Origin of the sequence: Streptococcus sp. A34 (assembly GCF_043674115.1) — a bacterium.
GTDB lineage: Bacteria > Bacillota > Bacilli > Lactobacillales > Streptococcaceae > Streptococcus > Streptococcus suis_V.
Genome location: NZ_JBIMJM010000009.1, coordinates 1 through 23357 on the forward strand (window position 1 = coordinate 1; position 23357 = coordinate 23357).

The window sequence follows — 23357 nt, forward strand, 5'->3', positions numbered from 1 at the left end:
TCCTTAGAAAGGAGGTGATCCAGCCGCACCTTCCGATACGGCTACCTTGTTACGACTTCACCCCAATCATCTATCCCACCTTAGGCGGCTGGCTCCTAAAAGGTTACCTCACCGACTTCGGGTGTTACAAACTCTCGTGGTGTGACGGGCGGTGTGTACAAGGCCCGGGAACGTATTCACCGCGGCGTGCTGATCCGCGATTACTAGCGATTCCGACTTCATGTAGGCGAGTTGCAGCCTACAATCCGAACTGAGACTGGCTTTAAGAGATTAGCTTGCCGTCACCGACTTGCGACTCGTTGTACCAGCCATTGTAGCACGTGTGTAGCCCAGGTCATAAGGGGCATGATGATTTGACGTCATCCCCACCTTCCTCCGGTTTATTACCGGCAGTCTCGCTAGAGTGCCCAACTAAATGATGGCAACTAACAATAGGGGTTGCGCTCGTTGCGGGACTTAACCCAACATCTCACGACACGAGCTGACGACAACCATGCACCACCTGTCACCTCTGCTCCGAAGAGAAACCCTATCTCTAGGGCGGTCAGAGGGATGTCAAGACCTGGTAAGGTTCTTCGCGTTGCTTCGAATTAAACCACATGCTCCACCGCTTGTGCGGGCCCCCGTCAATTCCTTTGAGTTTCAACCTTGCGGTCGTACTCCCCAGGCGGAGTGCTTAATGCGTTAGCTGCGGCACTGAGTCCCGGAAAGGACCCAACACCTAGCACTCATCGTTTACGGCGTGGACTACCAGGGTATCTAATCCTGTTCGCTCCCCACGCTTTCGAGCCTCAGCGTCAGTTACAGACCAGAGAGCCGCTTTCGCCACCGGTGTTCCTCCATATATCTACGCATTTCACCGCTACACATGGAATTCCACTCTCCCCTTCTGCACTCAAGTTTGACAGTTTCCAAAGCGTACTATGGTTAAGCCACAGCCTTTTACTTCAGACTTATCAAACCGCCTGCGCTCGCTTTACGCCCAATAAATCCGGACAACGCTCGGGACCTACGTATTACCGCGGCTGCTGGCACGTAGTTAGCCGTCCCTTTCTGGTAAGATACCGTCAAGTGAGAAACTTTCCACTCTTCTCACAGTTCTTCTCTTACAACAGAGCTTTACGATCCGAAAACCTTCTTCACTCACGCGGCGTTGCTCGGTCAGGGTTGCCCCCATTGCCGAAGATTCCCTACTGCTGCCTCCCGTAGGAGTCTGGGCCGTGTCTCAGTCCCAGTGTGGCCGATCACCCTCTCAGGTCGGCTATGTATCGTCGCCTTGGTGGGCCTTTACCCCACCAACTAGCTAATACAACGCAGGTCCATCTCATAGTGAAGCAGTTGCTCCTTTCAAGCATCTACCATGCGGTAAATACTGTTATGCGGTATTAGCTATCGTTTCCAATAGTTATCCCCCGCTATGAGGCAGGTTACCTACGCGTTACTCACCCGTTCGCAACTCATCCGGAAGAAGCAAGCTCCCTCCTTCAGCGTTCTACTTGCATGTATTAGGCACGCCGCCAGCGTTCGTCCTGAGCCAGGATCAAACTCTCATTAAAATTAGTTTGTCCGACTAAGCACTCTGGCTTATCCGTTTATTGTTTTTTTGTCTTTGACGATTTATATTGCTATAAATCACCCTGCACGTTTGGTTCGTCTTCTTTAATTTTCAAAGGTCTTGTCGTCGCTTGCGACAACTATATCAGTATATCACATCCCTGATTTCCTGTCAACTACTTTTTGAAACTTTTTTTCGTTTATCCTTCATCAACAGTCCCTCGCGAGACAACTTCATTATTCTATCATCTATAGCTAATACTGTCAATAGCTTTTTTCAAAAATTTTTAATTTTTTTCATCGGCTAGGTTCTAAAAGCCTGATCAACAAATGCTTCAAATGATAGCTTGATTATTCTATCAGCTAAAGAGTCAATTGTCAATAAGGAAAATTGGGTTTTAAGCAAAAAAGAAGACCAAGAGGTCCTCTCATGTGTGTTATTTCCGTTTCCGTGCGATCAGATGAATCGGCGTTCCTTCAAAAACAAAGGCTTTGCGAATTTGATTTTCCAAGAAACGCATGTAGGAGAAGTGCATGAGCTCTTCTTCGTTGACAAAGACCACAAAGGTAGGTGGCTTGGTCGCAACCTGGGTCGCATAGAAAATTTTCAAGCGTTTGCCCTTGTCGGTCGGTGTTGGGTTAATGGCAATGGCATCCATGATGACATCGTTAAGAACAGCCGACGGAATACGGGTATTCTGGCTTTCGCTAATGGCCTTGATCATCTCAGGCAACTTATGCAAGCGTTGCTTGGTCAGGGCCGACACAAAGATAATCGGTGCATAGGACAGATACTGGAATTGGTCACGGATATCGTCTTCCCATTTCTTCATGGTGTGGTTGTCTTTTTCCAGCGTGTCCCACTTGTTAACGACGATAATCATCCCCTTACCAGCTTCATGGGCAAAGCCTGCGATGCGTTTGTCATACTCACGAATGCCTTCTTCTGCATTGATGACCATGAGTATAACATCTGAGCGTTCAATGGCACGCATGGCACGCATGACTGAATATTTCTCGGTATTTTCATAAACCTTACCAGACTTACGCATCCCTGCGGTGTCAATCATGGTAAATTCCTGACCATCAGGATCCGTGAAATGCGTGTCAATGGCATCGCGGGTCGTACCAGCCACAGGCGATGCAATCACGCGCTCCTCACCTAAAATGGCGTTAATCAAACTGGACTTACCAACGTTGGGACGACCAATCAAGCTGAACTTGATAATGTTTGGATTTTCTTCAATCTCTTCATTTGGTAGGTTTTCAATGATAGCATCCAAGACATCCCCCGTACCAATCCCGTGGACAGATGACACAGGATAGGGATCACCTAGTCCAAGCGAATAAAAATCATAAATCTCATTACGCATCTCTGGGTTGTCGACCTTGTTGACAACTAAAATGACTGGCTTGTTGGTCTTGTAAAGGACGCGAGATACATACTCATCCGCATCGGTCACACCCTCTTTTCCAGACACGACAAAGACAATGACATCAGCCTCGCTCATAGCAATATCAGCCTGGTGCTTGATTTGCTCCATGAACGGTGCGTCTACATCGTCAATTCCTCCAGTATCAATGATGGAGAACTTGCGATTGAGCCATTCAGCAGTCGCATAGATACGGTCGCGTGTCACACCTTCCACATCCTCGACGATAGAAATACGTTCCCCCGCAATCCGGTTAAATAATGTTGATTTACCAACGTTGGGACGTCCCACGATGGCAATAGTTGGTAGAGCCATAGCTCCTCCTCTTCTCTTACGATAATTTATTTTTTTCTAAAATAACCTTGGTTTCAGCTTGTTCTGCCTGGCCAAATTGGGCTACAATCCGTTCTGACCACAATTCAGTCTGGCGGTCTCCAGCGTATACTGTCTGGATCTGATCGTAGGATTTGATGATTTCAATATCCTGCTCGACATACTCTTCCTCAAAGACAATTGCCTCTGTCGCCAAACGCGGTTTGACAGGATGAGCTTGAGCTGGAAGACCTAGTGCAATACAAAAAATCGGATAGGTATAGTCTGGTAAATTGAACAGCTCTGCCATTGCCAAAGCCTGATGACGAATCATGCCGATAAAGACACCGCCGTAACCTAGACTTTCCGCTGCAAGCAGCGCATTCTGACCAGCCAAAGACGCATCAACCGAGGAAATCAAGAGATTTTCCGTACCCTTGGCATCAAAATCGGTTCCGTGGAGTTCCGCTGCCTTGCTGGCACGATTGTGGTCGCCGACAAAAAACAGAATGGCCTTGGCCTGCAAGATAGCAGGTTGGGGCACCAAATCATACAGGGCCTGCTTTTTCTCCTCAGACTGGATGACAATGATTGAGTAGGACTGGAAATTCTTCCAGCTGGAGGCAGCACGGCCAGCTGTGATAATAGCCTCTAAATCCGCCCGCTCAATCGGTTCATCTGTAAAACGGCGGACAGAACTATGGGCCAGCATCAAATCAATGGTTTCATTCATCGTCGGTTGATCCCTTTCAGGTGTAAATCTCGTGCCAAATAGCGAATGCGCTCCATGACACGTTTGGCCTGCCAGGTCTCGTCGCCTCCCTTACCCGATGCAAAATGCCTTTCCAAATCTTCCAAAGAAAAATTAGAGGTAAAGAAGGTCGGCAGATTTTCCTGCATCCGATACTGGAGAATAACCTGCAAGACGTCATCTCGCACCCAGGAACTGTGTTGCTCAGCCCCAATATCATCCAAGACCAAAACTTGAGCGGTCTTAATCTCGTCAATCTTATCCTTCACCGAACCGTCTTTGATGGCATTTTTTATATCCACCACAAAAGTCGGATAATGGAGCATGGTGGTCGACTGCAAATGCGTTTTAGACAAGAGATTAGCCAAATAAGCCATGAGATAGGACTTGCCAATGCCAAAATGACCGTAGATATAGAGTCCTTTGGGCTTTTCATCAAAGCGTCTGACAAAATCAGCAATGGCCAACATGACTTCCACCCGATTTTCATCGTTCTTATCAATGTCCGCCACCGTCACATTTTTCAGACTGGCTGGCATATTGATGAGCTGAATGCGATTTTTGATAGCTTCCAGACGACGATACTCGACCAATTCTACCGTTTCCAAATAGGACACGTCCGCATAGCCCTCATTCATGATGAGAACAGGCTGGTAGCCCTTAGCCATATAACCTTCGTCTTGCTTGAGAAACTGGTCGCGCTGGCTGATATATTCCAAAAATTTGGAAATAGACAAGGTAATTTCCTGCTGTGTCAAACCTTGTTCTTTTATAAAGTCAGCCACATCTGCATCCGCTACAATCTCCTGGTAGAGTTCTTGATAGGACTTGCGACTAGAGTTGGCTGTTTGTGACAGCCTGTCTTGCACTGATTTCATCAGCCACCTCCTTGTGTTTCCATTTCTTCCAATTCGCGATAGAGGGCGGCTAGTTGGGCCTGTCCTTCTCTCGTTTGCTCTTGCTTAACTTCTTCCTTGCTCCAGTCCGGCACATTAGTTGCTGACACTTGCTTGTTCAGGACACTTGCCTTCTTGTTGTTTCCTGCTTTCAATTCCCTCAGATAAAGGACAGCTGCCTCTGCATTTCCAATCCCCTTATAGGAAAAATCATTGCCCAACTTGAGGGCGTATTTTTCATTCAGATTGGCCGAATCCACCTTATTAAAAGTATAAAGAACAAGGACATTGATAACTTCATCCAAGAGACCAATTTGAGCCAAATCTGTCAGGCACTTGCGCTCCGACTGGTTCACTGCTGCCTTTCTTTGTTCCTTAATGAAGACCAAAAATTCCAGACTAGACTTGGACTTGGCCTCACGAACGATGATTTTTTCCTGGTCTATGAGCCCACTCGTTTGTTTAGCGGAGGCTTGGTCTGACTGTGACAGTCGTTTGGTCGAAATAACCTGGCCGATAGCCGTTTCCTTGGCCTTGCGATAGGTTTCCAACCAGGTCCAGCCGGACCGCTCTGCTATGTGACTAAGAGCAATCACATCGTCCGTCTCATCCTGAAATCGTAGCTGGTCCTTGGCCATCATAGCCTTGAAGGCTGACCAGTCAAAGTCCCTCTTACTCTTAACTACAGGAGAAATCTGTCCTTCCACATCGAAAACGTCTGAGAAAGATTTGGAAACATTCTTATCCTGGCTAGGGCTGGCGGGTATGAGATTCTCCACAGAAACCTCGCCAATTCTTTGCTCAAGAAGATGCCTATACAAGGGCTTGCCTAAAAATTCTCCGACGCTTAAAGGAGGCATTAGCTCTAGGCCCCTAGTCTCGTCAAGCTGATAAATCTTCAACAGACCCACTGCTGACAGAATATCCAGCGCCTGCTGCAAGCGATGAAAGCCAACATTCATGTGATTTAGAATGCTAGTCCATTGGTAACGCCCCTGCCCCGAGTCACCAAAACTATATAAATAGTAATACAGCGCTAGCGCATCCAAACCGATGATGGGCTGGTAACATTTGCTCAGACTGATTACATCAGGTGCAAAATTCCCAGCTTTCAGATAGGTAAAGGGATCATTTGGTTTCATCTTTGGCACCTGGTTTCACTTTTGATCCCTTAGAAATCATCTGCTTGAGCAAGTTTTCTAACTCACCAACATCTTTGAAAGAGCGATAGACAGAGGCAAAGCGTACATAAGTGATTTCATCTAGTTCAACCAATTCTTCCATGACCAAATTGCCGATAAAGTCACTTTCTACTTCGCTATCATTTTGGGCTCGAACCTTTTGTTCTATTCGATTGACCACCTGATCAATATCACCGGTTGATACTGGACGTTTCTGAGCCGAACGAATAATGCCATTAAAGATTTTCTCTCTCGAAAATTGCTCACGGGTGCCGTCTTTTTTAACGACTACTAGTGTTTTTTCCTCAATTCGCTCATAGGTGGTAAAACGCTGACCACATTGGTCACAGGAACGGCGACGACGGATGGTATTCCCATCTTCTGCCTGGCGACTATCAACAACACTTGACTTCAAACTCTGACACTTTGGACAACGCATACTCTTTCTCCTACTTTGCTTTTATCACTTCAGTATAGCATAAAATAATCAAAAATAAAAGAAAGCGATAAGCACGCTTTCCTAAGCACTTTCAATCTGGTCATCCAAGCGATGGTGAACCCATTCCCTGACCAGACGGTAAATGACCGCAAAAATTGGTGTGAAGAAGACCATTCCTAGAAGGCCAAACAAATTTCCACCAATCAGGGCTGCAGCCAGGGTGAAGAGGGTTGGCAGACCAACCGACTGTCCAACTACGCGCGGATAGATGATATTCCCCTCAATCAATTGAATGATTTGGAAGAGAACAATAGACCACAGAGCCAACAAAGGATTTTGTACCGCCACAAAGAGGGCACTAATCAGGCAGGCTGTAAATGGACCGATATAGGGAACGAAGGATAGGACCCCTGCCAAAATACCGGCCATGCTAGCATAGGGGATACCAGAAAGTCCATAGCTGACAAAGACCAAGACCCCAATAATAACGGCCTCTACAATTTGGCTCATCAAGAATTTATCATAGGTATCTATCACAACTTCCCCGACGTAGTTGATCAGACGAACTGCTTTCTGTGGCAGAGTAGCCTGCAAGAGTTTCCCCGTCATGGACTGCAGATGTTCCTTGCTTCCCAGGATAGCCAAAGTGAAGAAAAAGGCCATAACCAGGGTCATTGTGTTGGAAAAAATGCCTGTAACATTGGATACCAGATGAGACAGAACCGGAGTGACAATACTAGAAATAAAGTCTAGATTCCTAAATTGTTCAATAAAACCTGCAATCTGGTCACCAATCTGGCCAGACAAGAAACCATTGGACTCCAGAAAATCCGTAAGGGCTGTGACCGATTTTGGAATAGCCGTCCTGCTGACGGTTACTAGCTCTGAAACTGTCTTGGTCAGGGTTGGCAAGACAATCAGAACCAAACCTGTCACAATCATCACAAAGGCAATGAGGACCCCTACAATGGCCAAACTACGGCTGGACTTTTTCAAAAAAGCGACCTTTTCAAGCTGTTCTTCCAGCTTTTTCATAGGTACATTCAAGATGAAAGCAATGATTGCTCCAATGAAGAGAGAGTTCATACTTGCTAGGACAAGCTTAATAATAGCGTACAAGGCCGACCAATTAAGGACAGCTAAGAGGATTGCACCCGCCAATAAAATTAGCAAGGCCTTTTCTTTAAATGACGAATTCATAATTACTCCTTAGATTTCTTACTAACAATACTAACACAAGCCCAGCAAAAAAGAAAGGACAAGCCTTTCTTACTTAGTCACGCATGGCATATCCAACACCGCGAACTGTCTTGATATAGGACGGTTTTCCAGCTACATCCAATTTCCCACGCAGATAGCGGATATAGACATCTACCACATTGGTTTCCGATGATGTCGCCTCGTATTTCCAAACCCGCTCTAACAATTGTTCGCGAGTGACAGGCTCAGGACTATTCATTAGGGTCGCCAGGAGATCGTACTCTCGACGAGTCAGGTTAATCAGCTCATCTCCACGGGATACCGTGCGATTTTGAAAATCGATTTTCAAATCTCGATAAGCAGCCTGCAAGGGAACCTGAGTACAATGATTGTCAATAAAATCCCGACCACGGAAAATAGCTGAAATCTGCTCGACCAATTCGCTGATGACAAAGGGCTTGACCACATAGGAAACCGCATAGGACAAGACTTCCTCACCGTGCTCATCCACATCTGCCGAATCAATAGCCACAATCAGGACGGATGCAGGTTTGATAGCTAATAACTGCGTGGACAATTCCTTACTGGACATATCTGACAGCTGAAAACTCATGAGAATCAAATCAAAATCCGTCTCATGCGCCAAGGACAAAGCCTCCTGGCCAGTAGAAGCATAGTCCACCAAATAGTCCTTCTTCTGCAGTTCCATGGAAACAAAATGCGAGAGATTGCGCTCACGACCTGCAATCAAAATTTTCTTAGCCATAATATCCTTATCTAATCGAAAGTTTCAAGACCATTTCAGTCAGAAAGAAGGGCGCTTGCACGCCCTACTTCTATTATTTATTTTTCGCTATACCAGTCATAGTGGTAGACACCCTCTTTGTCCTTACGGTTGTAAGTGTGGGCACCAAAATAGTCGCGTTGTGCTTGGATCAAGTTTGCTGGCAAGTTCTCAGCGCGGTAGCTGTCAAAGTAAGTAATGGCTGCTGAGAAGGTTGGGACAGGAACACCTGCTTGAACTGCCAAGGCAACAACGTCACGGACAGCTTGTTGGTACTTAGCTGTTACGTCAAGGAAGTATTCATCCAAGAGCAAGTTTGCCAAATCTTCATCACGTCCATAAGCATCGGTAATCTTTTGCAAGAAACGAGCACGGATGATACAACCTGCACGCCAGATTTTAGCGATTTCGCCAAATGGCAAGTTCCAGTTATTTTCTTTAGACGCTACGCGCAATTGCGCAAAACCTTGTGCATAAGACATGATTTTTGAGAAGTAAAGGGCTTGACGGATTTTCTCCACCAATTCAGCCTTATCGCCGTCATAGGCAAATGGTGCTGGTTTTGGAAGGACCTTGCTAGCTGCCACACGCTCATCCTTGTAGGTTGAGATATAACGGGCAAATACAGATTCTGTAATCAAGGACAATGGTACGCCCAAGTCAAGTGATGACTGGCTAGTCCATTTACCAGTCCCCTTGTTACCGGCTGCGTCCATGATGTAGTCAACAACTGGACCATCTTGACCTTGGTCATCCTTGCGTTTCAAAATGTCAGCTGTGATTTCAATCAAGTAGCTATCCAATTCACCCTTGTTCCACTCAGTAAAGATGTCAGCCATTTCGTCAACTGACAAGCCCAACAAGTGTTGCATGAGGTCATAAGACTCAGCAATCAACTGCATGTCGCCATACTCGATACCGTTGTGGACCATTTTTACATAGTGACCAGCGCCATCTGGGCCGATATAAGTCACACATGGAGCGCCGTCCTCTGGAGCTTTTGCAGAAATTTCTTCCAAGACATCCGCTACCAATTCGTAGGCTTCTTTTTGACCACCAGGCATGATAGACGGACCTTCAAGGGCACCTTTTTCACCACCGGACACACCTGTACCGATGAAATTGATGCCTGAATTTGCCAATTCTTTTGAACGGCGAATGGTATCTTCGTAGAAGGTATTTCCGCCATCAATCAAAATGTCTCCTTCATCCAAGTGTGGCAAGAGAGATTGAATAGTTGCATCTGTACCAGGCCCTGCTTGAACCATGAGCATGATACGGCGTGGTTTTTCGATAGATGCGACAAAACTTTCCACATCATAGCTTGGTACCAAGTTTTTGCCTGGGTTGCTAGCTACCACATCTTCTGTCTTATCAGCAGAGCGGTTGTAAATGGCTACTGTGTAACCACGTGATTCAACGTTAAGAGCAAGGTTACGACCCATAACGGCCATCCCTACTACACCAAAGTTTGCTTTTGTCATGTATACTAACTCCTATAATTACTATCTTCTATTATACACCGAAAAGAGTCTAGTGGCAAGAATTTTCTGATAATTTAACCTTCCGACATTTTTCTGAATCTTTCACTAGCTTTTTCACTCATCGAACAAGCCCTGCAATTGAGCAAATGGACTATTAGCCTCTTTCTTTTCCTGGGCTTCCTGTTGGAAATCATCCTCGGTCATCAGGGTCCAAGATTGGCCCGACGGCAAATCCTGCCCAGCCTCTTCTTCTGGCGTCAAAACCTTGATAGGAATGTTGAGAATAATGTTGTCTGCGACACTTTCTTCTAGGACAATGCAGTCCTCTTCCACCACAAAAACCATATCTTCGTCAATCAAATCCTGGTCCTTGAGAGCAGCTTCATTGGCCACAAAGAGTTCGTTGACCTGCTCCTCACGACGTAAGACCACTGGCTGGAGCGAACGGCTAGAAGCCAGGGTAATGTCGTAGGTCATCTGGTAATCTAGGAAAAAGATCCCCGCCTCAAAATGGACACGACCAGACACCTGGACAGGCGATAGGTCCAAAACCTCGCTGGAACGCCCCTGAACTTCCTGGGTCAAATCCAGTGTTTTCTCAAAAGAAATACCGTCTGGATTTTTCTGAATATCGTAAATGTGAAACATAAGCCCTCCTATTCAGCGTGTTCTGTAATGTAGTTGTAGACTTCCTGTCCAGCTACTGCACCATTTCCAACAGCCGTCGCAATCTGACGGAGCTGATTTTGGCGAATGTCGCCGATGGCATAGATGCCATACTTGCTGGTTTCCATTTTTTCATTGGTCACAACCCAGCCAGCCTCATCGGTAATACCCAAATCCGCAACGCTTTCAGTCATCGGATCCAGCCCTACATAGACAAAGACTCCGCCAAATTCAAGCTCTGACAATTCTTCAGTCTTGACATTCTTGATAACCACGCTTTGCACGCGCAGGTCATCTCCTTTGATTTCCTCAACGACACTATCCCAGATGAAGTTGATTTTTTCATTGGCAAAAGCTCGGTCTTGGATAACTTTTTGGGCACGTAGCTGATCTCTGCGGTGAACGATGGTCACAGACTCTGCAAATTGGGTCAGGAAAAGCGCCTCTTCCACGGCAGAATCTCCCCCTCCGACAACCAAAAGTTTTTGCTGACGGAAGAAGGCTCCGTCACAGACCGCGCAGTAGGAAACCCCGCGGCTGTTGTAGGTATCTTCACCTGGAACTCCCAGCAGACGGTGTTTGGCACCCATGGCTAGAACAACCGTCTTGGTCTCCAAAACGCCATCTTCGGTAATCACTTTTTTAACTGGTCCATCTTCTTCAATGCGGATGAGGGTCCCGAAAATATGGTCCACACCGAATTTTTCCAGGGGCTCAAACATTTTTTCAGCCAAGGCTGGTCCAGAAATATGGCCGTAGCCTGGATAGTTTTCAATCTCAGCGGTGTTGTTCATCTGGCCGCCATAAATACCGCGTTCTAGGAGGGCAACCTTGAGATTGCTCCGTCCTGCATAAAGTGCGGCGGTCATGCCTGCAGGACCTGCACCAATGACAATTGTATCGTACATTCTTTCTTCCTTCTATGCCTTCAGCATTAACAAAATGGCCACGATTCCAAAAGCTAAAATAGGGATGGTCATAATGTTAATGAGCAATAAATCATATAAAAATTCTTGGCGTTCTTGATAGGTCTTATCTCGATTTTTTAAAGCTCGAATTAGAAACCAAATCAAGCTCAGCAATACCACAATAATTGTGGCAATGAGTAGTCCTTGCAAATAGTTACTTAATATTGATTGTAACATCGGTCTCCCTCTGCTAACTCTTAAAAGGTTTGACGCTTAGCTTTGCGTTCTGCACGCCCCTTAGCACGCGCTTCCACTCGCTTGGTCTTACGACGTTTTTCGTCCACCGCCCACTGGATTTTCTTCTTATAGCCCGGCTTGATTTTCTTTTTCTTCTTCTTGACCAGACCAATCATCTCGATGTCCAATTTCTCACGTGTCTTTTCACGTTGAACACGACGATCACGGTCATAGGTATCGACAAATTCGCCGTCCTTCATTTCTTTGGGTAAGAACTTGATATTGAGTTTTTCCAACTCACGAATATCGGCATCGTCGCTCGGTTGATAAAGGGTAATGGCAATACCTGACAAACCATTGCGTCCTGTCCGACCGACCCGGTGAACAAAGAAGGACAAGTCCTGCGGAATGGCATCGTTGATGACATGGCTGACTCCTTCAATATCAATCCCACGAGCCGCCAAGTCTGTTGCTACGATATACTGATAATCCAAATTCTTAACTTGGTTCATGATACGCTTGCGTTCACGAGGTGGAATATCTCCGTGAATTTTAGCCACGCGCAATCCATTTGAAAGCAAGTAGCTGTGCAATTCATCCGCCCGAGTCTTGGTATTGACAAAAATCATGGCTAAATAGGGCTGCATGAGCCTGGTTGCTTCCAAAATTTGAGCATTGCGGTCGCGCCCTTTTGTCGAAATCAACCAGTTTTCAATGGTATCCGAAATGACTGTCTGGGTCTTGATTTGCTCCATGACAGGATTGGACAGGTATTTTTTCAAGAAAGGCTGGAGCTTTTGCGGAATGGTCGCGGAAAAGACCATGAATTGCAAATCTTTCGGCAGGCTCCCAGCAATCTTATCCACCGTATCCAAAAAGCCCATGTCCAAGGTCATATCCGCCTCATCAACGACAAAGGTCTTGGCCTTGTGAATAGCTAAATCACCCGATTGAACCAAGTCGTAAATCCGACCCGGCGTTCCGACAACGATATGGGGCTGACCAGCCTGCAATTTGTCAATCTGGCGATTTTTATCCGTCCCACCGACATAGTTAGACACACGGACTTCAGGTTGAAAATGCCCTGCCATCTGCTTAGCTGCTTGATAAATCTGGGTCGCCAATTCACGCGACGGAGCTGTGATAACAGCCTGTACCTGGTCCAGCTCTTCGTCCAATTTTTGGAAAATCGGAATTAAAAAGGTATGGGTCTTGCCCGAACCAGTCTTGGATTCTCCAATCAAGTCACGACCAGATAGCACCACAGGAATCAATTTTTCCTGAACCTCTGTCGGCGTGACAAAGTTAATCTCTTTCAAAGCCTCCTGGATGGACGGCTTAAGTTTCATATCTGTAAATTTCATAATGTCCTCTTTTTCTGATTCCTTTCATTATACCATTTATTAGAATGACAAGCAAAAAGGACGGATGGGCATCGAAAAATTCAAAGCTTCATATCTATCGCCATTAAAAGAGACCAAAACATCCGTTTCAGTCTCTTCATTGTTTCATTTAATCCAATAACTTCTGCAATTCTTGGGCTAGTAATTGTTGAGCAACTTGTGGATTGGCCTGACCTTTTGTTGCCTTCATAAGGAAACCTGTAAAGGCCTTGTCCGCATTGCGTTTACCGGACTTGAAGTCAGCTACAGCCGCTTCGTTATCCGCAAAGACTTGGTGGATAATCGGAATGAGGACAGCTGGATCTGAAATCTGTACCAAGCCAGCCTTCTCAACGTAAGCCTTAGCAGAACCACCTTCCTTAGCCAAGTGAACAAAGACTTTCTTGGCAATCTTAGATGAAATAGTGCCATCCGCAATCAAGGCAATCATCTCCACCAAGTTTTCAGGTGTTAAGGCGATTTGCTCAACAGTCTTACCTTCAGCATTGAGGAACTGAGCCACTTCACCCTGCAACCAGTTAGAAACTTGTTTAGCATCGCCACCTGCTGCCACTGCTGCTTCAAAGAAGTCAGACAAGGCCTTTGTTGACGTCAACTGACCAGCATCGTAGGCGGTCAAGCCCAAGTTCTCCACATACTGAGCACGGCGAGCCTTTGGAAAGACTGGCAATTCTGCACGCACTTCCTCAATCCAACTATCATCAATCTCATAGAGCGGTAGGTCTGGCTCTGGGAAGTAACGGTAGTCAGCTGATCCTTCTTTTACACGCATGAGAATGGTTTCCCCAGTAGATTCATCATAACGACGTGTTTCCTGCTGGATTTGACCACCTGAACGTAATATTTTGGCCTGACGTTCTACTTCATGTTGCAAGCCCTTGCGCACATAGTTGAAGGAGTTGAGGTTTTTCAACTCAGTCTTGGTACCAAACTGCTCCTGACCATAGGGACGAAGAGAGATATTGGCATCAACCCGCATGGAGCCTTCTTCCATCTTCACATCTGAAATGCCGGTGTACTGGATAATTTCCTTGAGCGCTGTCAGATAGGCATAAGCCTCCTCTGGCGAACGCATATCCGCCTCAGATACAATCTCAATCAAAGGCACACCCTGACGATTGAGGTCAACATAAGAATAACCATCGGTGCCGTGGGTATTTTTCCCCGCATCCTCTTCTAAATGCGCCCGCTCAATCCGGATTTTCTTGGTCGAACCATCTTCTAGCTCAATCTCAATCCAACCATTGTAACCGATTGGCTCGTCAAACTGAGAAATCTGGTAGGCCTTGGGATTATCAGGATAGAAATAATTCTTGCGGTCAAAGTGCATATCCTTGTGAATATCCATATTCAGCGCCAAGGCCGCCTTAATCCCCGCATCAACAACGCCCTTATTCAATACCGGAAGAACACCCGGAAATGACCAGTCAATAATGTTGGTGTTGGCATTGGCGTCCTCACCAAAATGAGCATTGGAAGGTGAGAAAATTTTAGAATTGGTATTGAGCTCCACATGGACTTCCAGACCAATAATCGTTTCAAAGTTCATTACTTGTCACCTCCAAAAATCACTGGTTGTTGCTTGTGGTAATCCGTCGTCGCCTCAAAGGCCGCTGCCACTTGATAAACGGTCTCTTCACTATATTTTGGACCAATCAACTGCAAACCAACTGGTAATCCTTCCACAAATCCAGCAGGAATCGAAATCCCCGGCAGACCAGCCAAGTTGACAGGAATAGTCAAAAGATCCGCCAAATACATGGCCACCGGATCATGGCTCTGGGTTCCCAGACCATAAGCCACCGTCGGTGCCGTTGGCCCCAAAATCAAGTCATAGTCCGCAAAAACTTTCTCAAAATCCTGAATAATCAAGGTCCGCACCTGGCCAGCCTTCTTGAAGTAGGCATCATAGTAACCTGATGACAAGCTAAATGTACCTAACATAATACGACGTTTAACTTCCTCACCAAAACCTTGGCTACGGGTTTTCACATAAATCTCATCCAAGTTTGTCGCATCTTCTGCCCGGAAACCATAACGGATTCCGTCAAAACGTTGCAAGTTTGAAGATGCCTCAGACGACGCGATAATGTAATAAACCGCAACCCCATACTTAGAGTGAGGCAGACTGACTTCCTCGATAATAGCTCCCAAGCTTTCCAAATGCTTGGCCGCCTTAAGAATAACTTCCTTGACCTGCGGGTCAATACCTTCGCCCATGTATTCTTTTGGAAGAGCGATTTTCATGCCCTTGATGTCCTGACCAATCTTGCTGGTAAAGTCAGCAATCTCATGAGCTGTCGAGGTCGCATCACGCTTATCATGGCCAGCAATGACGTTGAGCAACTGGGCATTTTCCTTGACCGTCTGAGAGAAAGGACCAATCTGATCCAGGGAGCTACCGAAGGCAATCAAACCAAAACGAGAAACCGTTCCATAGGTCGGTTTCATACCAACGATACCATTAAAGGCTGCAGGCTGGCGAATGGAACCACCTGTATCTGAACCCAAGGACAGGCGAACTTGACCAGCCGCAACAGCTGCCGCAGAACCACCTGATGAACCACCCGGCACTTTTGTCTGGTCCCAAGCATTTTTCGTCGGCTTGAAGGCAGAATTTTCATTGGAACCACCCATAGCAAATTCATCCATGTTGGTCTTACCGATGACAATCATATCCTTGGCATAGGCCAGATCAACAGCCGTCGCATCAAAAATCGGCTCATAATTGTAGAGCATTTTTGACGCAGCCGTTGTCAAAATCCCCTTGGTCGAAATATTATCCTTAACCGCCAAAGGAATACCGGCCATGACATTGTCCGCATCGATTCCCTTTCCATCAAGGGCAGCTGCCTGTGCCAAAGCCTTGTCTTCATTGATACTCAAAAACGCATCCACAGCAGCTTCTCGGCTCTGAATATCTTCAATCGTCGCCTTGGTCAACTCGACCGCAGAAATCTCTTTTTTGACCAGGAGGTCGTGCAATTCATCAACTGTTTTATTATTCCATGTCATTAGGCATCTCCTCCCCCGTCTAAAATAGCTGGTACCTTGATGTAGAAATCTTTACTTTCAGGTACATTTTTGAACAAATCCTCACGACTTTCACCCTGCTCTGCCACATCGGCACGCAAGACATTTTTCCGGTCTGCCATGGTAGTCGTCACTGGCACACCTGTCGTATCCACCTCATTTAACAACTCAACCATATCAACAATCTTGCTCAAGGTCGTCGCAAATTCCGCCGTTTCCTGGTCTGTAAATTCCAGCTTAGACAGCTTGGCAACGTGACGCACCTCAGTCTCAGAAATCTTCATACTTACCTTCCTCCTATTGGAAATTCATCTTCTCATTATACCATACTTTAGAAAGAGGACAAAGAACCAAATAACCTCATTTGTCAGCTTTTAGGCATGGAAAAACCAGCCTGATTGGCTGGTCAGAATCACTAGTCAATAATGGTCGCACCGAGCACATGCTGCAGATGGTTGAGGGCGAATTGATGTTTTTCCTCCGTCAAAGCCGCAATTGCTGAAGAAATGACTTCAATCTTATAACCTTTGTTATAAGCATCAATGGCAGTATGGAGCACACAAATATCGGATAAAACACCCGTCAAAACCACCGTATCAATCCTTCTTTCCCGCAAACGAACATCCAAATCCGTTCCAGAAAAGGCTGAATAATGGCGTTTGTCCATCCAACGCACACGCGCATGGTTCTGATATTCAGCATAAAAATCCGCCAGGGGACCATACAAATCACGACCACTGGTGCCCATGATATTATGCGGTGGGAAGAGCTTGCTTTCTGGATGCAAATCGTCGTCCACCTCATGCCCATCAATGGCAAAGACAATATAGTCCCCACGATCAAAGGCTTCTTGGGTCACTTGCGCAATTCGGTCTGCAATAGCTTGAGCAGGCTTACCAGCTGTCAATTTGCCATCGTCCGCTACAAAATCAACCGTATAATCAATCGAAATCAGCGCTTTTGTCATCTTAGTAGTCACGTTTTTTAATCTCATCAAAAATAGCAGGAATCAGAACTTTCAAATAAGTCCCCTTCATACCCAAAGAACGGCTTTCAATAATACCAGCACTCTCCAGCTTACGAAGAGCATTGACAATCACCGAACGAGTAATACCGATACGGTCTGCAATGACAGAGGCCGTCAACTGACCTTCATTGCCATCCAACTCACCCAAAATCGCAGCTACAGCCTTCATTTCTGAGTAAGAAAGCGTATTGACCGCCATATTGACCGCTGCCCGACGACGAATATTCTTCTCATCCTCTTCCCGCTGGAAGTTGAGCAACTGGATACCAACCACCGTCGCCGCAATCTCCACCAAAATCAAATCATCATCGTGGAACTGCTCATCATTGCGCCAAATAATCAACGAACCAAAACGAATACCCGTCACGTGAATTGGTGCAATGGTCGTCAAACCATTTGGATAGGTCGAACGAGACTCAACCGGAATAGCTGTCAATTCACTCTCCACCGGCAAGTTGACCTGCGTGTCATAAACTTGCGCAATGGCCTTAACATACTCTTCCGGATATTGCTTATTGACATAAAATTCTTCCACACGATCATTATTGGTCTTGTAGTTCATGTGGTAGCCAAGGATTTCTCCTTCCGCATTGATAATACAGGTATTACAGTCGATAATTGCAGACAGGTGGTCTGCAATCGCGTTATAAGGCAGTTCTTCTGCCAATTGTTCTTCGGAACGCTTTAAAATCGACGTAATATTCCGTGTTTTTTCTAATAATGTTGCCATAAATTCCTCTTTACACTGTAATTATATTTATTATACCGAATTGTTTGCCAAATTTCAACAATTATCAGAAAATTTACTATTTTTAAAAAAGTATATATTTTTTTGGGTTTTTATAGCCATTTAAAAGAAAAAATCAGGTATTTCTACCCGATTCTTGAAGCTGTATTCACAAGTAAGGTCCCTTTAGACAAGAAATAGTTTTTTCCTACTCAAGGTCGGTTGAGATGGAATACTGACTGTATTTCGAGAAAAACTAGCCTTCGCTCAGGTGCCAAACTGTGAATACAGGGGATTAGCTTAATCTTTCTTATCCAAAGCTCGCAACATCTCATCAATCTTGTTGCCGTATTCAATGGATTGGTCCTTTTCGAAGACCAAATCAGGAATCTTGTAGAGGGTCAACTTACGTCCCAATTCCCGTTTGATGGTTCCTGTCGCTTTTTGCAGACCAGTTTGAGCCTTTTGATTGTCCGAAGCCAGATTACTCATAATGGTGTAGTAAACCTTGGCCATGGACAAGTCACCGACCATCTGTACATCTGTAATGGTCACGCCCTGCACACGTGGATCACGGACTTTCTTTTGCAAAATCTCATTGACTTCGCGCTTGATTTCCATCCCTACGCGATCTGTACGAAAATGATTTGCCATAGGAACTCCTTTCTATTTCCTTATAAAGCGAAGAGGTTGCCTTTCCAACCTCTTACTTGCTTATTATTTCTTAATTTCTTCCATAATGTAAGCTTCGATGGTATCATCTACCTTGATGTCATTGAAGTTTTCGATCATGAGACCACCCTCTTGGGCATTTCCAACTTCCTTGACATCGTCCTTGTAATGTTTCAAGCTAGACAATTTACCGTCGAAGACAACGACACCGTCACGGATAACGCGGACGCTTGAATCACGGGTAACCTTACCACGGATAACCATAAATCCACCGATGGTACCAACTTTGGATACCTTGAAGGTCTCACGGATAACTGCTTCACCAATGATTTTTTCTTCGTACTCAGGATCCAGCATACCCTTCATGGCATCTTCCATTTCCTCGATAACCTTGTAGATAATGCTGTGGAGACGCACTTCAACATCATCAGTTTCTGCCTGCTGGCGCGCTTCTGCCGTTGGACGAACGTTGAAACCGACAATCAAAGCATTCGACGCTGCTGCAAGAGTCACGTCTGACTCATTGATGGCACCGACTGCAGAGTGAACGATATTGACACGGACACCTTCAACTTCGATTTTCTGAAGAGATGATGCCAAGGCCTCAACCGAACCTTGCACGTCTGCTTTGATAATCACGTTAACAGACTTGACTTCACCGGCTTTAAGAGTATCAAAGAGGTTTTCAAGACTGACACGTTGCGTAGCTTGACGCTGTTTGAGAAGGGCACGTTTGGCACGTTCTTCACCTGCTGCACGCGCAGATTTTTCATCTTCATAGACCGCGAAATGGTCACCCGCCATTGGCGCCTCATTAAGACCAGTAATCGAAACAGGTGTGGATGGTCCCGCAACTTTGACACGACGACCGAGGTCGTTGGTCATAGCACGAACACGACCGAAGGTATTGCCGACAACGATCGGATCTTGGACATTAAGAGTACCTTGTTGAACCAAGAGGGTCGCAACCGCACCTTTTCCTTTATCCAAATGCGCCTCGATAACCGTACCGATGGCACGAACAGTGGGATCAGCCTTGAGCTCTTGGATTTCCGCTACAAGAAGCACCGTTTCCAAGAGTTCGTCGATGTTTTGGTTGAACTTGGCTGAGATTTCAACAAATTCAGACTCGCCGCCCCAAGCTGTTGAGATAACACCATGCTCTGCCAATTCACCGATAACACGCTCTGGATTGGCACCTGGTTTATCAATCTTGTTGATAGCAACAATAATTGGGACATTGGCAGCCTTAGAGTGGTTGATTGCCTCGATGGTCTGTGGCATAACACCGTCGTCCGCCGCTACTACAAGGATGGTCAAGTCGGTAACAGAAGCACCACGGGCACGCATAGAGGTAAAGGCCGCGTGTCCTGGCGTATCCAAGAAGGTAATTTTCTTGCCAGCATCCTCAATCTGGTAGGCACCGATATGCTGGGTGATACCACCAGCCTCGCCTGTCGCCACACGAGAATTACGCAAGGTATCCAAAAGCGTTGTTTTACCGTGGTCAACGTGACCCATGATGGTAACAACAGGCGGACGTTCAACCATTTCCTCTTCATTTAGGTAGCCCTCTTCTACAAAGAAACGCTCGATGTCTGCATTGTCCACTTCAACCTTTTCCTTGGCTTCAATACCATAATCCACCATGAGGAGTTCGATGGTATCTCCGTCAAGAGATTGGTTTTGAGTTGCCATAACCCCCATAAGGAAGAGCTTTTTAACAATCTCAGCAGGCTCGCGCTTGATCCGTTTCGCAATTTCTGCTACGGTCATACCAGCTGTATACTCAAACTCTGTTGGCAATTCATGGAATTTACGCTCTGTGACAGGTTTGGCAGTCTGATTGTTCTTACCTTTTTTATTTTTCTTGTTGTTATTCCAGTTACTTGTTCTTTGATTTCTCACTTGATTTTGACTATTTCGATTTCTTTGTTGTTTACGTGGACCATCTTCATCGTCACTATTAAAGTCACGCTTCTTATCTGGTCGAGCTTGTTTTTTACGACGCGTATCGACTGTACTTTCCGCTACCGCAGTTGGGACTGAAGCAGGTTTGGTTTCAGCGATTGGTTTTGTTTCCACAACCGGCTCTTCAAATTTGATTTCCTTGGGCTTCTTAGGCTGATCTTTAGCTGCCTTAGCCTGCAAGAAACGCTCCTCGCTTGTCTTAGCGTATTCTGCGTTCTGCTCAGCTTTCAAAGCTGCTGCACGGGCCTTGAAATCAATCTTAGGAGCAGCTGGACGAACCACTTCCTCCTGACGACGGTCGCTGCGATTAAAGCTACCATTTCCTCCGCGATTGTCTTGGCGGCGGTTGTCACGATTGTCGCGACGGTCTCCAAAGCGGTTTTCCTTACGGTCATTGCCCCCTTGGTTGCCACGGAAATCACGGCGGTCGTTGCGGTTGTTGCCTTGACCAGCTTGGCCACTTTGACGGTTGTCACGACGGCCTTTCCCTTGTCCACCTTGGGCACGTTTGGCCGCTTGCTCCTTGGCACGCGCCTCACGTTCTGCCTTGAAGTTACGGCTCTGTGGACGATGAACCGGTGGAGCTGGCTTGCTAACCTCTTGGCTGACAGGTTTTGCTTCAACTGGTTTTTCAGCTTTCGGTGTCTCCACCTTTTGTTCTGCCACCTTTGGCTTTTCTACAACTTTCTCAGCCTGTACGGGAGCTGGTTTGGGCGCCTCCGGCTTTTTAGCTGAAAAACTATCTGCAATTCGCTTAGCTCCTGCTTCATCAACACTCGAAGCATGGCTTTTGACATCAAAACCCAATTCTTGAGCCTTGGACACTACTTCCTTACTGCTTACACCCAATTCTCGGGCGATTTCATTCAATCTCTTCTTAGACAATGCCTTGTCCTCCTGTTCTATTCCATAATAGACCTCATCTTCTTTGTAAATCCAGCGTCTGTCACTGCAAGCACCTTTCTAGCCTTGCCGACAGCTGCACTCAATTCCAGCGTTGAAAACGCGGTTACAACTTCTACTTGATAGGTATGACTTTTATCTGTTATTTTTTTGCTTAAATTTCCGGCAGCATCATTGGCTAAAAAGACCAATTTTGCCTGCTGCTTGCGAATGGCATCAACGACCAATTCTTCCCCTGAAATCAGGCGACCTGCCCGTTGGGCCAAGCCCAGTAAATTTAAGATTTTTTGCTTCTTATTCGAGTCCAAGCTCTCTCCTCTTGACCTTGTGGTCGACATAGGCAATCAATTCATCATAAAATTCTTCTGACACTTCCATGCTGAAGGAACGGTTGAAAACCTGACGTTTCTTAGCCTGGGCCGCCTCATCATTATCCAGCTTGATGTAGGCACCACGGCCATTTGCCTTACCAGTCGGGTCAATGAAAACCTGGCCCTCTTTATTTTTTACAATGCGGAGCAAATCCCGTTTGTCGATGATTTCACCGGACACCACAGACTTGCGTAAGGGTATTTTTCTAGCTTTTGCCATGGTTGCTCCTTGAATCTTATTCTACTTCTTCGGACGTTTCTTCGACAATTTCTGTTTCAAATTCTGCCGCTGCATATTGGGCTGCTTCAATAGCTTCATACTCTGAAGCTGACTTGATATCAATACGGAAACCAGTCAGGTGAGCCGCCAGGCGGACGTTTTGACCACGACGACCGATTGCAAGTGACAATTTATCATCTGGTACAACGACTGTCGCGTGCTTACCATCTTCTGTGTCAAAGAGAACTTGGTCTACTTCAGCTGGTGCGAGAGCATTGTAGATAAATTCTGCCTCATCTGGCACCCACTCGATAACGTCGATGTTTTCCTCAACAGGCACCATACGGTCGTTCTTAGCATCGTAGCGAGCTGGGTGGAACTTGCTCGTAATTTTCTTGATATTTGAACCACCACGACCAACGATTGTACCGATAGCGTCCACGTTTGGATTGTGGCTACGAACAGCAACCTTGGTCCGGTCACCTGCCTCACGAGACACGCTCATGATTTCAACGGTACCATCGTAGACTTCAGGAATCTCCTGCTCCATCAGGCGTTTGATCATTTCTGGATGACTACGGCTTACAAAAACGTTGACACCGCGACCATTGTCCTCGACCTTATAAACATAAACTTCAATGCGGTCGTGGGATTGGAAAACCTCACCAGGAATCTGGTCCTGCTTGGACAATTGTGCCTCAATAGTTCCCAAGTTGACATAGATGAAGCGGTTGTCGAACCGTTCAACCGTACCAGACATGATTTCATTTTCATGTTCCTTGTAGGTATTGTAGGTAATAGCACGCTTTTGCTTGCGCATTTTTTCCATGATGGTCTGTTTGGCTGACTGGGCCGCCACACGACCGAATTCAGCAGGATCTTCTGGGAATTTGATTTTATCGCCCATTTCGTAGGCAGATGAAATCGCCAAGGCATCCTTGAGGCTGATTTCCAAACGGCTATCAAAGACTTCATCTACGACTTCACGAACCGTAAATACGTGGAAATCGCCCTTCTTCTCGTCAAACTCAATAACAGCTGACTCTGATTGGCCATAGCGACGCTTGTAGGCTGAGCGAAGCGACTCTGTCACTGCTTCGATAATATCAACCTTGTTAATCCCCATGTCTTCCTCTAAAATTCGGAAGGCTTCTAGCATTTCTTTACTCATCTTGTTTTCCTTTT

At 46.0% G+C, this 23357-nt stretch carries 21 protein-coding genes, 1 rRNA gene and 1 pseudogene; all 23 read right to left on the minus strand.

Annotated elements, in window-relative coordinates:
* Positions 1 to 7 precede the first annotated feature (7 nt).
* The 23 genes and pseudogenes from ACHBGV_RS03995 to nusA all read right to left on the minus strand — a co-directional run bounded on the left by ACHBGV_RS03995 (position 8) and on the right by nusA (position 23343).
* Positions 8 to 1556: ribosomal RNA gene (locus ACHBGV_RS03995) — 16S ribosomal RNA — on the minus strand.
* Between the two features lie 435 nt (positions 1557 to 1991).
* Entirely contained in the window at positions 1992 to 3302 is a 1311-nt protein-coding gene (gene der / locus ACHBGV_RS04000; RefSeq protein WP_105110280.1) for a ribosome biogenesis GTPase Der, read from the minus strand.
* A gap of 16 nt (positions 3303 to 3318) precedes the next feature.
* A complete protein-coding gene (locus ACHBGV_RS04005; RefSeq protein ID WP_394735677.1) occupies positions 3319 to 4032 on the minus strand; it encodes a nitroreductase family protein in 714 nt (237 codons plus the stop codon).
* Positions 4029 to 4928, minus strand: a complete 900-nt coding sequence (gene dnaI / locus ACHBGV_RS04010) for a primosomal protein DnaI (RefSeq protein ID WP_394735678.1) — start codon at positions 4926 to 4928, stop codon at positions 4029 to 4031. The genes ACHBGV_RS04005 and dnaI overlap by 4 nt, the downstream gene beginning before the upstream one ends.
* Positions 4928 to 6088, minus strand: coding sequence for a replication initiation/membrane attachment protein (locus ACHBGV_RS04015; RefSeq protein ID WP_394735679.1), 1161 nt, complete (start codon positions 6086 to 6088; stop codon positions 4928 to 4930). Before ACHBGV_RS04015 ends, dnaI begins: the two co-directional genes overlap by 1 nt.
* Positions 6075 to 6566 (minus strand): transcriptional regulator NrdR, encoded by a 492-nt coding sequence (gene nrdR / locus ACHBGV_RS04020; protein WP_105110283.1) that lies wholly within the window; start codon positions 6564 to 6566, stop codon positions 6075 to 6077. Before nrdR ends, ACHBGV_RS04015 begins: the two co-directional genes overlap by 14 nt.
* Positions 6567 to 6647: 81 nt before the next feature.
* Positions 6648 to 7766: an AI-2E family transporter gene (locus ACHBGV_RS04025; RefSeq protein WP_172079609.1), complete on the minus strand. Its 1119-nt coding sequence runs from the start codon at positions 7764 to 7766 to the stop codon at positions 6648 to 6650.
* Positions 7767 to 7839: 73 nt separating this feature from the next.
* Positions 7840 to 8532: a DNA-binding response regulator gene (locus ACHBGV_RS04030; protein WP_105111625.1), complete on the minus strand. Its 693-nt coding sequence runs from the start codon at positions 8530 to 8532 to the stop codon at positions 7840 to 7842.
* 77 nt (positions 8533 to 8609) lie between these two features.
* On the minus strand, positions 8610 to 10034 hold the full coding sequence (gene gndA, locus ACHBGV_RS04035) for an NADP-dependent phosphogluconate dehydrogenase (protein WP_394735680.1): 1425 nt from the start codon (positions 10032 to 10034) through the stop codon (positions 8610 to 8612).
* A 114-nt stretch (positions 10035 to 10148) separates the two neighbouring features.
* Positions 10149 to 10682, minus strand: a complete 534-nt coding sequence (locus ACHBGV_RS04040) for a YceD family protein (protein WP_170242371.1) — start codon at positions 10680 to 10682, stop codon at positions 10149 to 10151.
* An 8-nt stretch (positions 10683 to 10690) separates the two neighbouring features.
* Positions 10691 to 11608 carry a thioredoxin-disulfide reductase gene (gene trxB, locus ACHBGV_RS04045; protein WP_172079613.1) on the minus strand — a complete coding sequence of 306 codons (918 nt, stop codon included), beginning with the start codon at positions 11606 to 11608 and terminating at the stop codon, positions 10691 to 10693.
* Positions 11609 to 11620: 12 nt separating this feature from the next.
* On the minus strand, positions 11621 to 11845 hold the full coding sequence (locus ACHBGV_RS04050; protein ID WP_105122970.1) for a DUF4059 family protein: 225 nt from the start codon (positions 11843 to 11845) through the stop codon (positions 11621 to 11623).
* Positions 11846 to 11865: 20 nt separating this feature from the next.
* Positions 11866 to 13209 (minus strand): DEAD/DEAH box helicase, encoded by a 1344-nt coding sequence (locus ACHBGV_RS04055; RefSeq protein WP_394735681.1) that lies wholly within the window; start codon positions 13207 to 13209, stop codon positions 11866 to 11868.
* 148 nt (positions 13210 to 13357) lie between these two features.
* A complete protein-coding gene (gatB, locus tag ACHBGV_RS04060) occupies positions 13358 to 14797 on the minus strand; it encodes an Asp-tRNA(Asn)/Glu-tRNA(Gln) amidotransferase subunit GatB (RefSeq protein ID WP_394735682.1) in 1440 nt (479 codons plus the stop codon).
* On the minus strand, positions 14797 to 16263 hold the full coding sequence (gatA, locus tag ACHBGV_RS04065) for an Asp-tRNA(Asn)/Glu-tRNA(Gln) amidotransferase subunit GatA (protein WP_394735683.1): 1467 nt from the start codon (positions 16261 to 16263) through the stop codon (positions 14797 to 14799). The genes gatB and gatA overlap by 1 nt, the downstream gene beginning before the upstream one ends.
* Complete coding sequence (gene gatC / locus ACHBGV_RS04070) at positions 16263 to 16565, minus strand: Asp-tRNA(Asn)/Glu-tRNA(Gln) amidotransferase subunit GatC (protein WP_394735684.1); 303 nt, start codon at positions 16563 to 16565, stop codon at positions 16263 to 16265. Before gatC ends, gatA begins: the two co-directional genes overlap by 1 nt.
* A gap of 131 nt (positions 16566 to 16696) precedes the next feature.
* The gene (locus ACHBGV_RS04075; protein ID WP_394731673.1) at positions 16697 to 17248 is read right to left on the minus strand and encodes a cysteine hydrolase family protein; all 552 of its coding nucleotides are present in this window, start codon (positions 17246 to 17248) and stop codon (positions 16697 to 16699) included.
* Between the two features lies 1 nt (position 17249).
* Entirely contained in the window at positions 17250 to 18038 is a 789-nt protein-coding gene (gene codY, locus ACHBGV_RS04080; RefSeq protein ID WP_105111615.1) for a GTP-sensing pleiotropic transcriptional regulator CodY, read from the minus strand.
* A 297-nt stretch (positions 18039 to 18335) separates the two neighbouring features.
* Positions 18336 to 18689, minus strand: a complete 354-nt coding sequence (gene rbfA, locus ACHBGV_RS04085; RefSeq protein ID WP_105111614.1) for a 30S ribosome-binding factor RbfA — start codon at positions 18687 to 18689, stop codon at positions 18336 to 18338.
* Positions 18690 to 18752: 63 nt separating this feature from the next.
* Positions 18753 to 20951: pseudogene (gene infB / locus ACHBGV_RS04090) on the minus strand (translation initiation factor IF-2); the annotation flags it as partial.
* 629 nt (positions 20952 to 21580) lie between these two features.
* The gene (locus ACHBGV_RS04095) at positions 21581 to 21889 is read right to left on the minus strand and encodes a YlxQ-related RNA-binding protein (protein ID WP_394735685.1); all 309 of its coding nucleotides are present in this window, start codon (positions 21887 to 21889) and stop codon (positions 21581 to 21583) included.
* The gene (gene rnpM, locus ACHBGV_RS04100) at positions 21876 to 22172 is read right to left on the minus strand and encodes an RNase P modulator RnpM (RefSeq protein ID WP_105111611.1); all 297 of its coding nucleotides are present in this window, start codon (positions 22170 to 22172) and stop codon (positions 21876 to 21878) included. The genes ACHBGV_RS04095 and rnpM overlap by 14 nt, the downstream gene beginning before the upstream one ends.
* 16 nt (positions 22173 to 22188) lie before the next feature.
* Entirely contained in the window at positions 22189 to 23343 is a 1155-nt protein-coding gene (gene nusA / locus ACHBGV_RS04105) for a transcription termination factor NusA (protein ID WP_105122962.1), read from the minus strand.
* Between the last annotated feature and the right edge of the window lie 14 nt (positions 23344 to 23357).

Bases quoted from the DNA above. Each gene is read 5' to 3' on its own strand.
- codY (WP_105111615.1), bottom strand. From the start codon at position 18,038: ATGGCAACATTATTAGAAAAAACACGGAATATTACGTCGATTTTAAAG.
- trxB (WP_172079613.1), bottom strand. From the start codon at position 11,608: ATGTACGATACAATTGTCATTGGTGCAGGTCCTGCAGGCATGACCGCC.
- nrdR (WP_105110283.1), bottom strand. From the start codon at position 6,566: ATGCGTTGTCCAAAGTGTCAGAGTTTGAAGTCAAGTGTTGTTGATAGT.
- gatB (WP_394735682.1), bottom strand. From the start codon at position 14,797: ATGAACTTTGAAACGATTATTGGTCTGGAAGTCCATGTGGAGCTCAAT.
- gndA (WP_394735680.1), bottom strand. From the start codon at position 10,034: ATGACAAAAGCAAACTTTGGTGTAGTAGGGATGGCCGTTATGGGTCGT.
- ACHBGV_RS04015 (WP_394735679.1), bottom strand. From the start codon at position 6,088: ATGAAACCAAATGATCCCTTTACCTATCTGAAAGCTGGGAATTTTGCA.
- ACHBGV_RS04040 (WP_170242371.1), bottom strand. From the start codon at position 10,682: ATGTTTCACATTTACGATATTCAGAAAAATCCAGACGGTATTTCTTTT.
- gatC (WP_394735684.1), bottom strand. From the start codon at position 16,565: ATGAAGATTTCTGAGACTGAGGTGCGTCACGTTGCCAAGCTGTCTAAG.
- der (WP_105110280.1), bottom strand. From the start codon at position 3,302: ATGGCTCTACCAACTATTGCCATCGTGGGACGTCCCAACGTTGGTAAA.
- gatA (WP_394735683.1), bottom strand. From the start codon at position 16,263: ATGACATGGAATAATAAAACAGTTGATGAATTGCACGACCTCCTGGTC.
- ACHBGV_RS04025 (WP_172079609.1), bottom strand. From the start codon at position 7,766: ATGAATTCGTCATTTAAAGAAAAGGCCTTGCTAATTTTATTGGCGGGT.
- ACHBGV_RS04030 (WP_105111625.1), bottom strand. From the start codon at position 8,532: ATGGCTAAGAAAATTTTGATTGCAGGTCGTGAGCGCAATCTCTCGCAT.
- rbfA (WP_105111614.1), bottom strand. From the start codon at position 18,689: ATGGCAAATCATTTTCGTACAGATCGCGTAGGGATGGAAATCAAGCGC.
- dnaI (WP_394735678.1), bottom strand. From the start codon at position 4,928: ATGAAATCAGTGCAAGACAGGCTGTCACAAACAGCCAACTCTAGTCGC.
- ACHBGV_RS04050 (WP_105122970.1), bottom strand. From the start codon at position 11,845: ATGTTACAATCAATATTAAGTAACTATTTGCAAGGACTACTCATTGCC.
- ACHBGV_RS04075 (WP_394731673.1), bottom strand. From the start codon at position 17,248: ATGACAAAAGCGCTGATTTCGATTGATTATACGGTTGATTTTGTAGCG.
- ACHBGV_RS04005 (WP_394735677.1), bottom strand. From the start codon at position 4,032: ATGAATGAAACCATTGATTTGATGCTGGCCCATAGTTCTGTCCGCCGT.
- nusA (WP_105122962.1), bottom strand. From the start codon at position 23,343: ATGAGTAAAGAAATGCTAGAAGCCTTCCGAATTTTAGAGGAAGACATG.
- rnpM (WP_105111611.1), bottom strand. From the start codon at position 22,172: ATGGCAAAAGCTAGAAAAATACCCTTACGCAAGTCTGTGGTGTCCGGT.
- ACHBGV_RS04055 (WP_394735681.1), bottom strand. From the start codon at position 13,209: ATGAAATTTACAGATATGAAACTTAAGCCGTCCATCCAGGAGGCTTTG.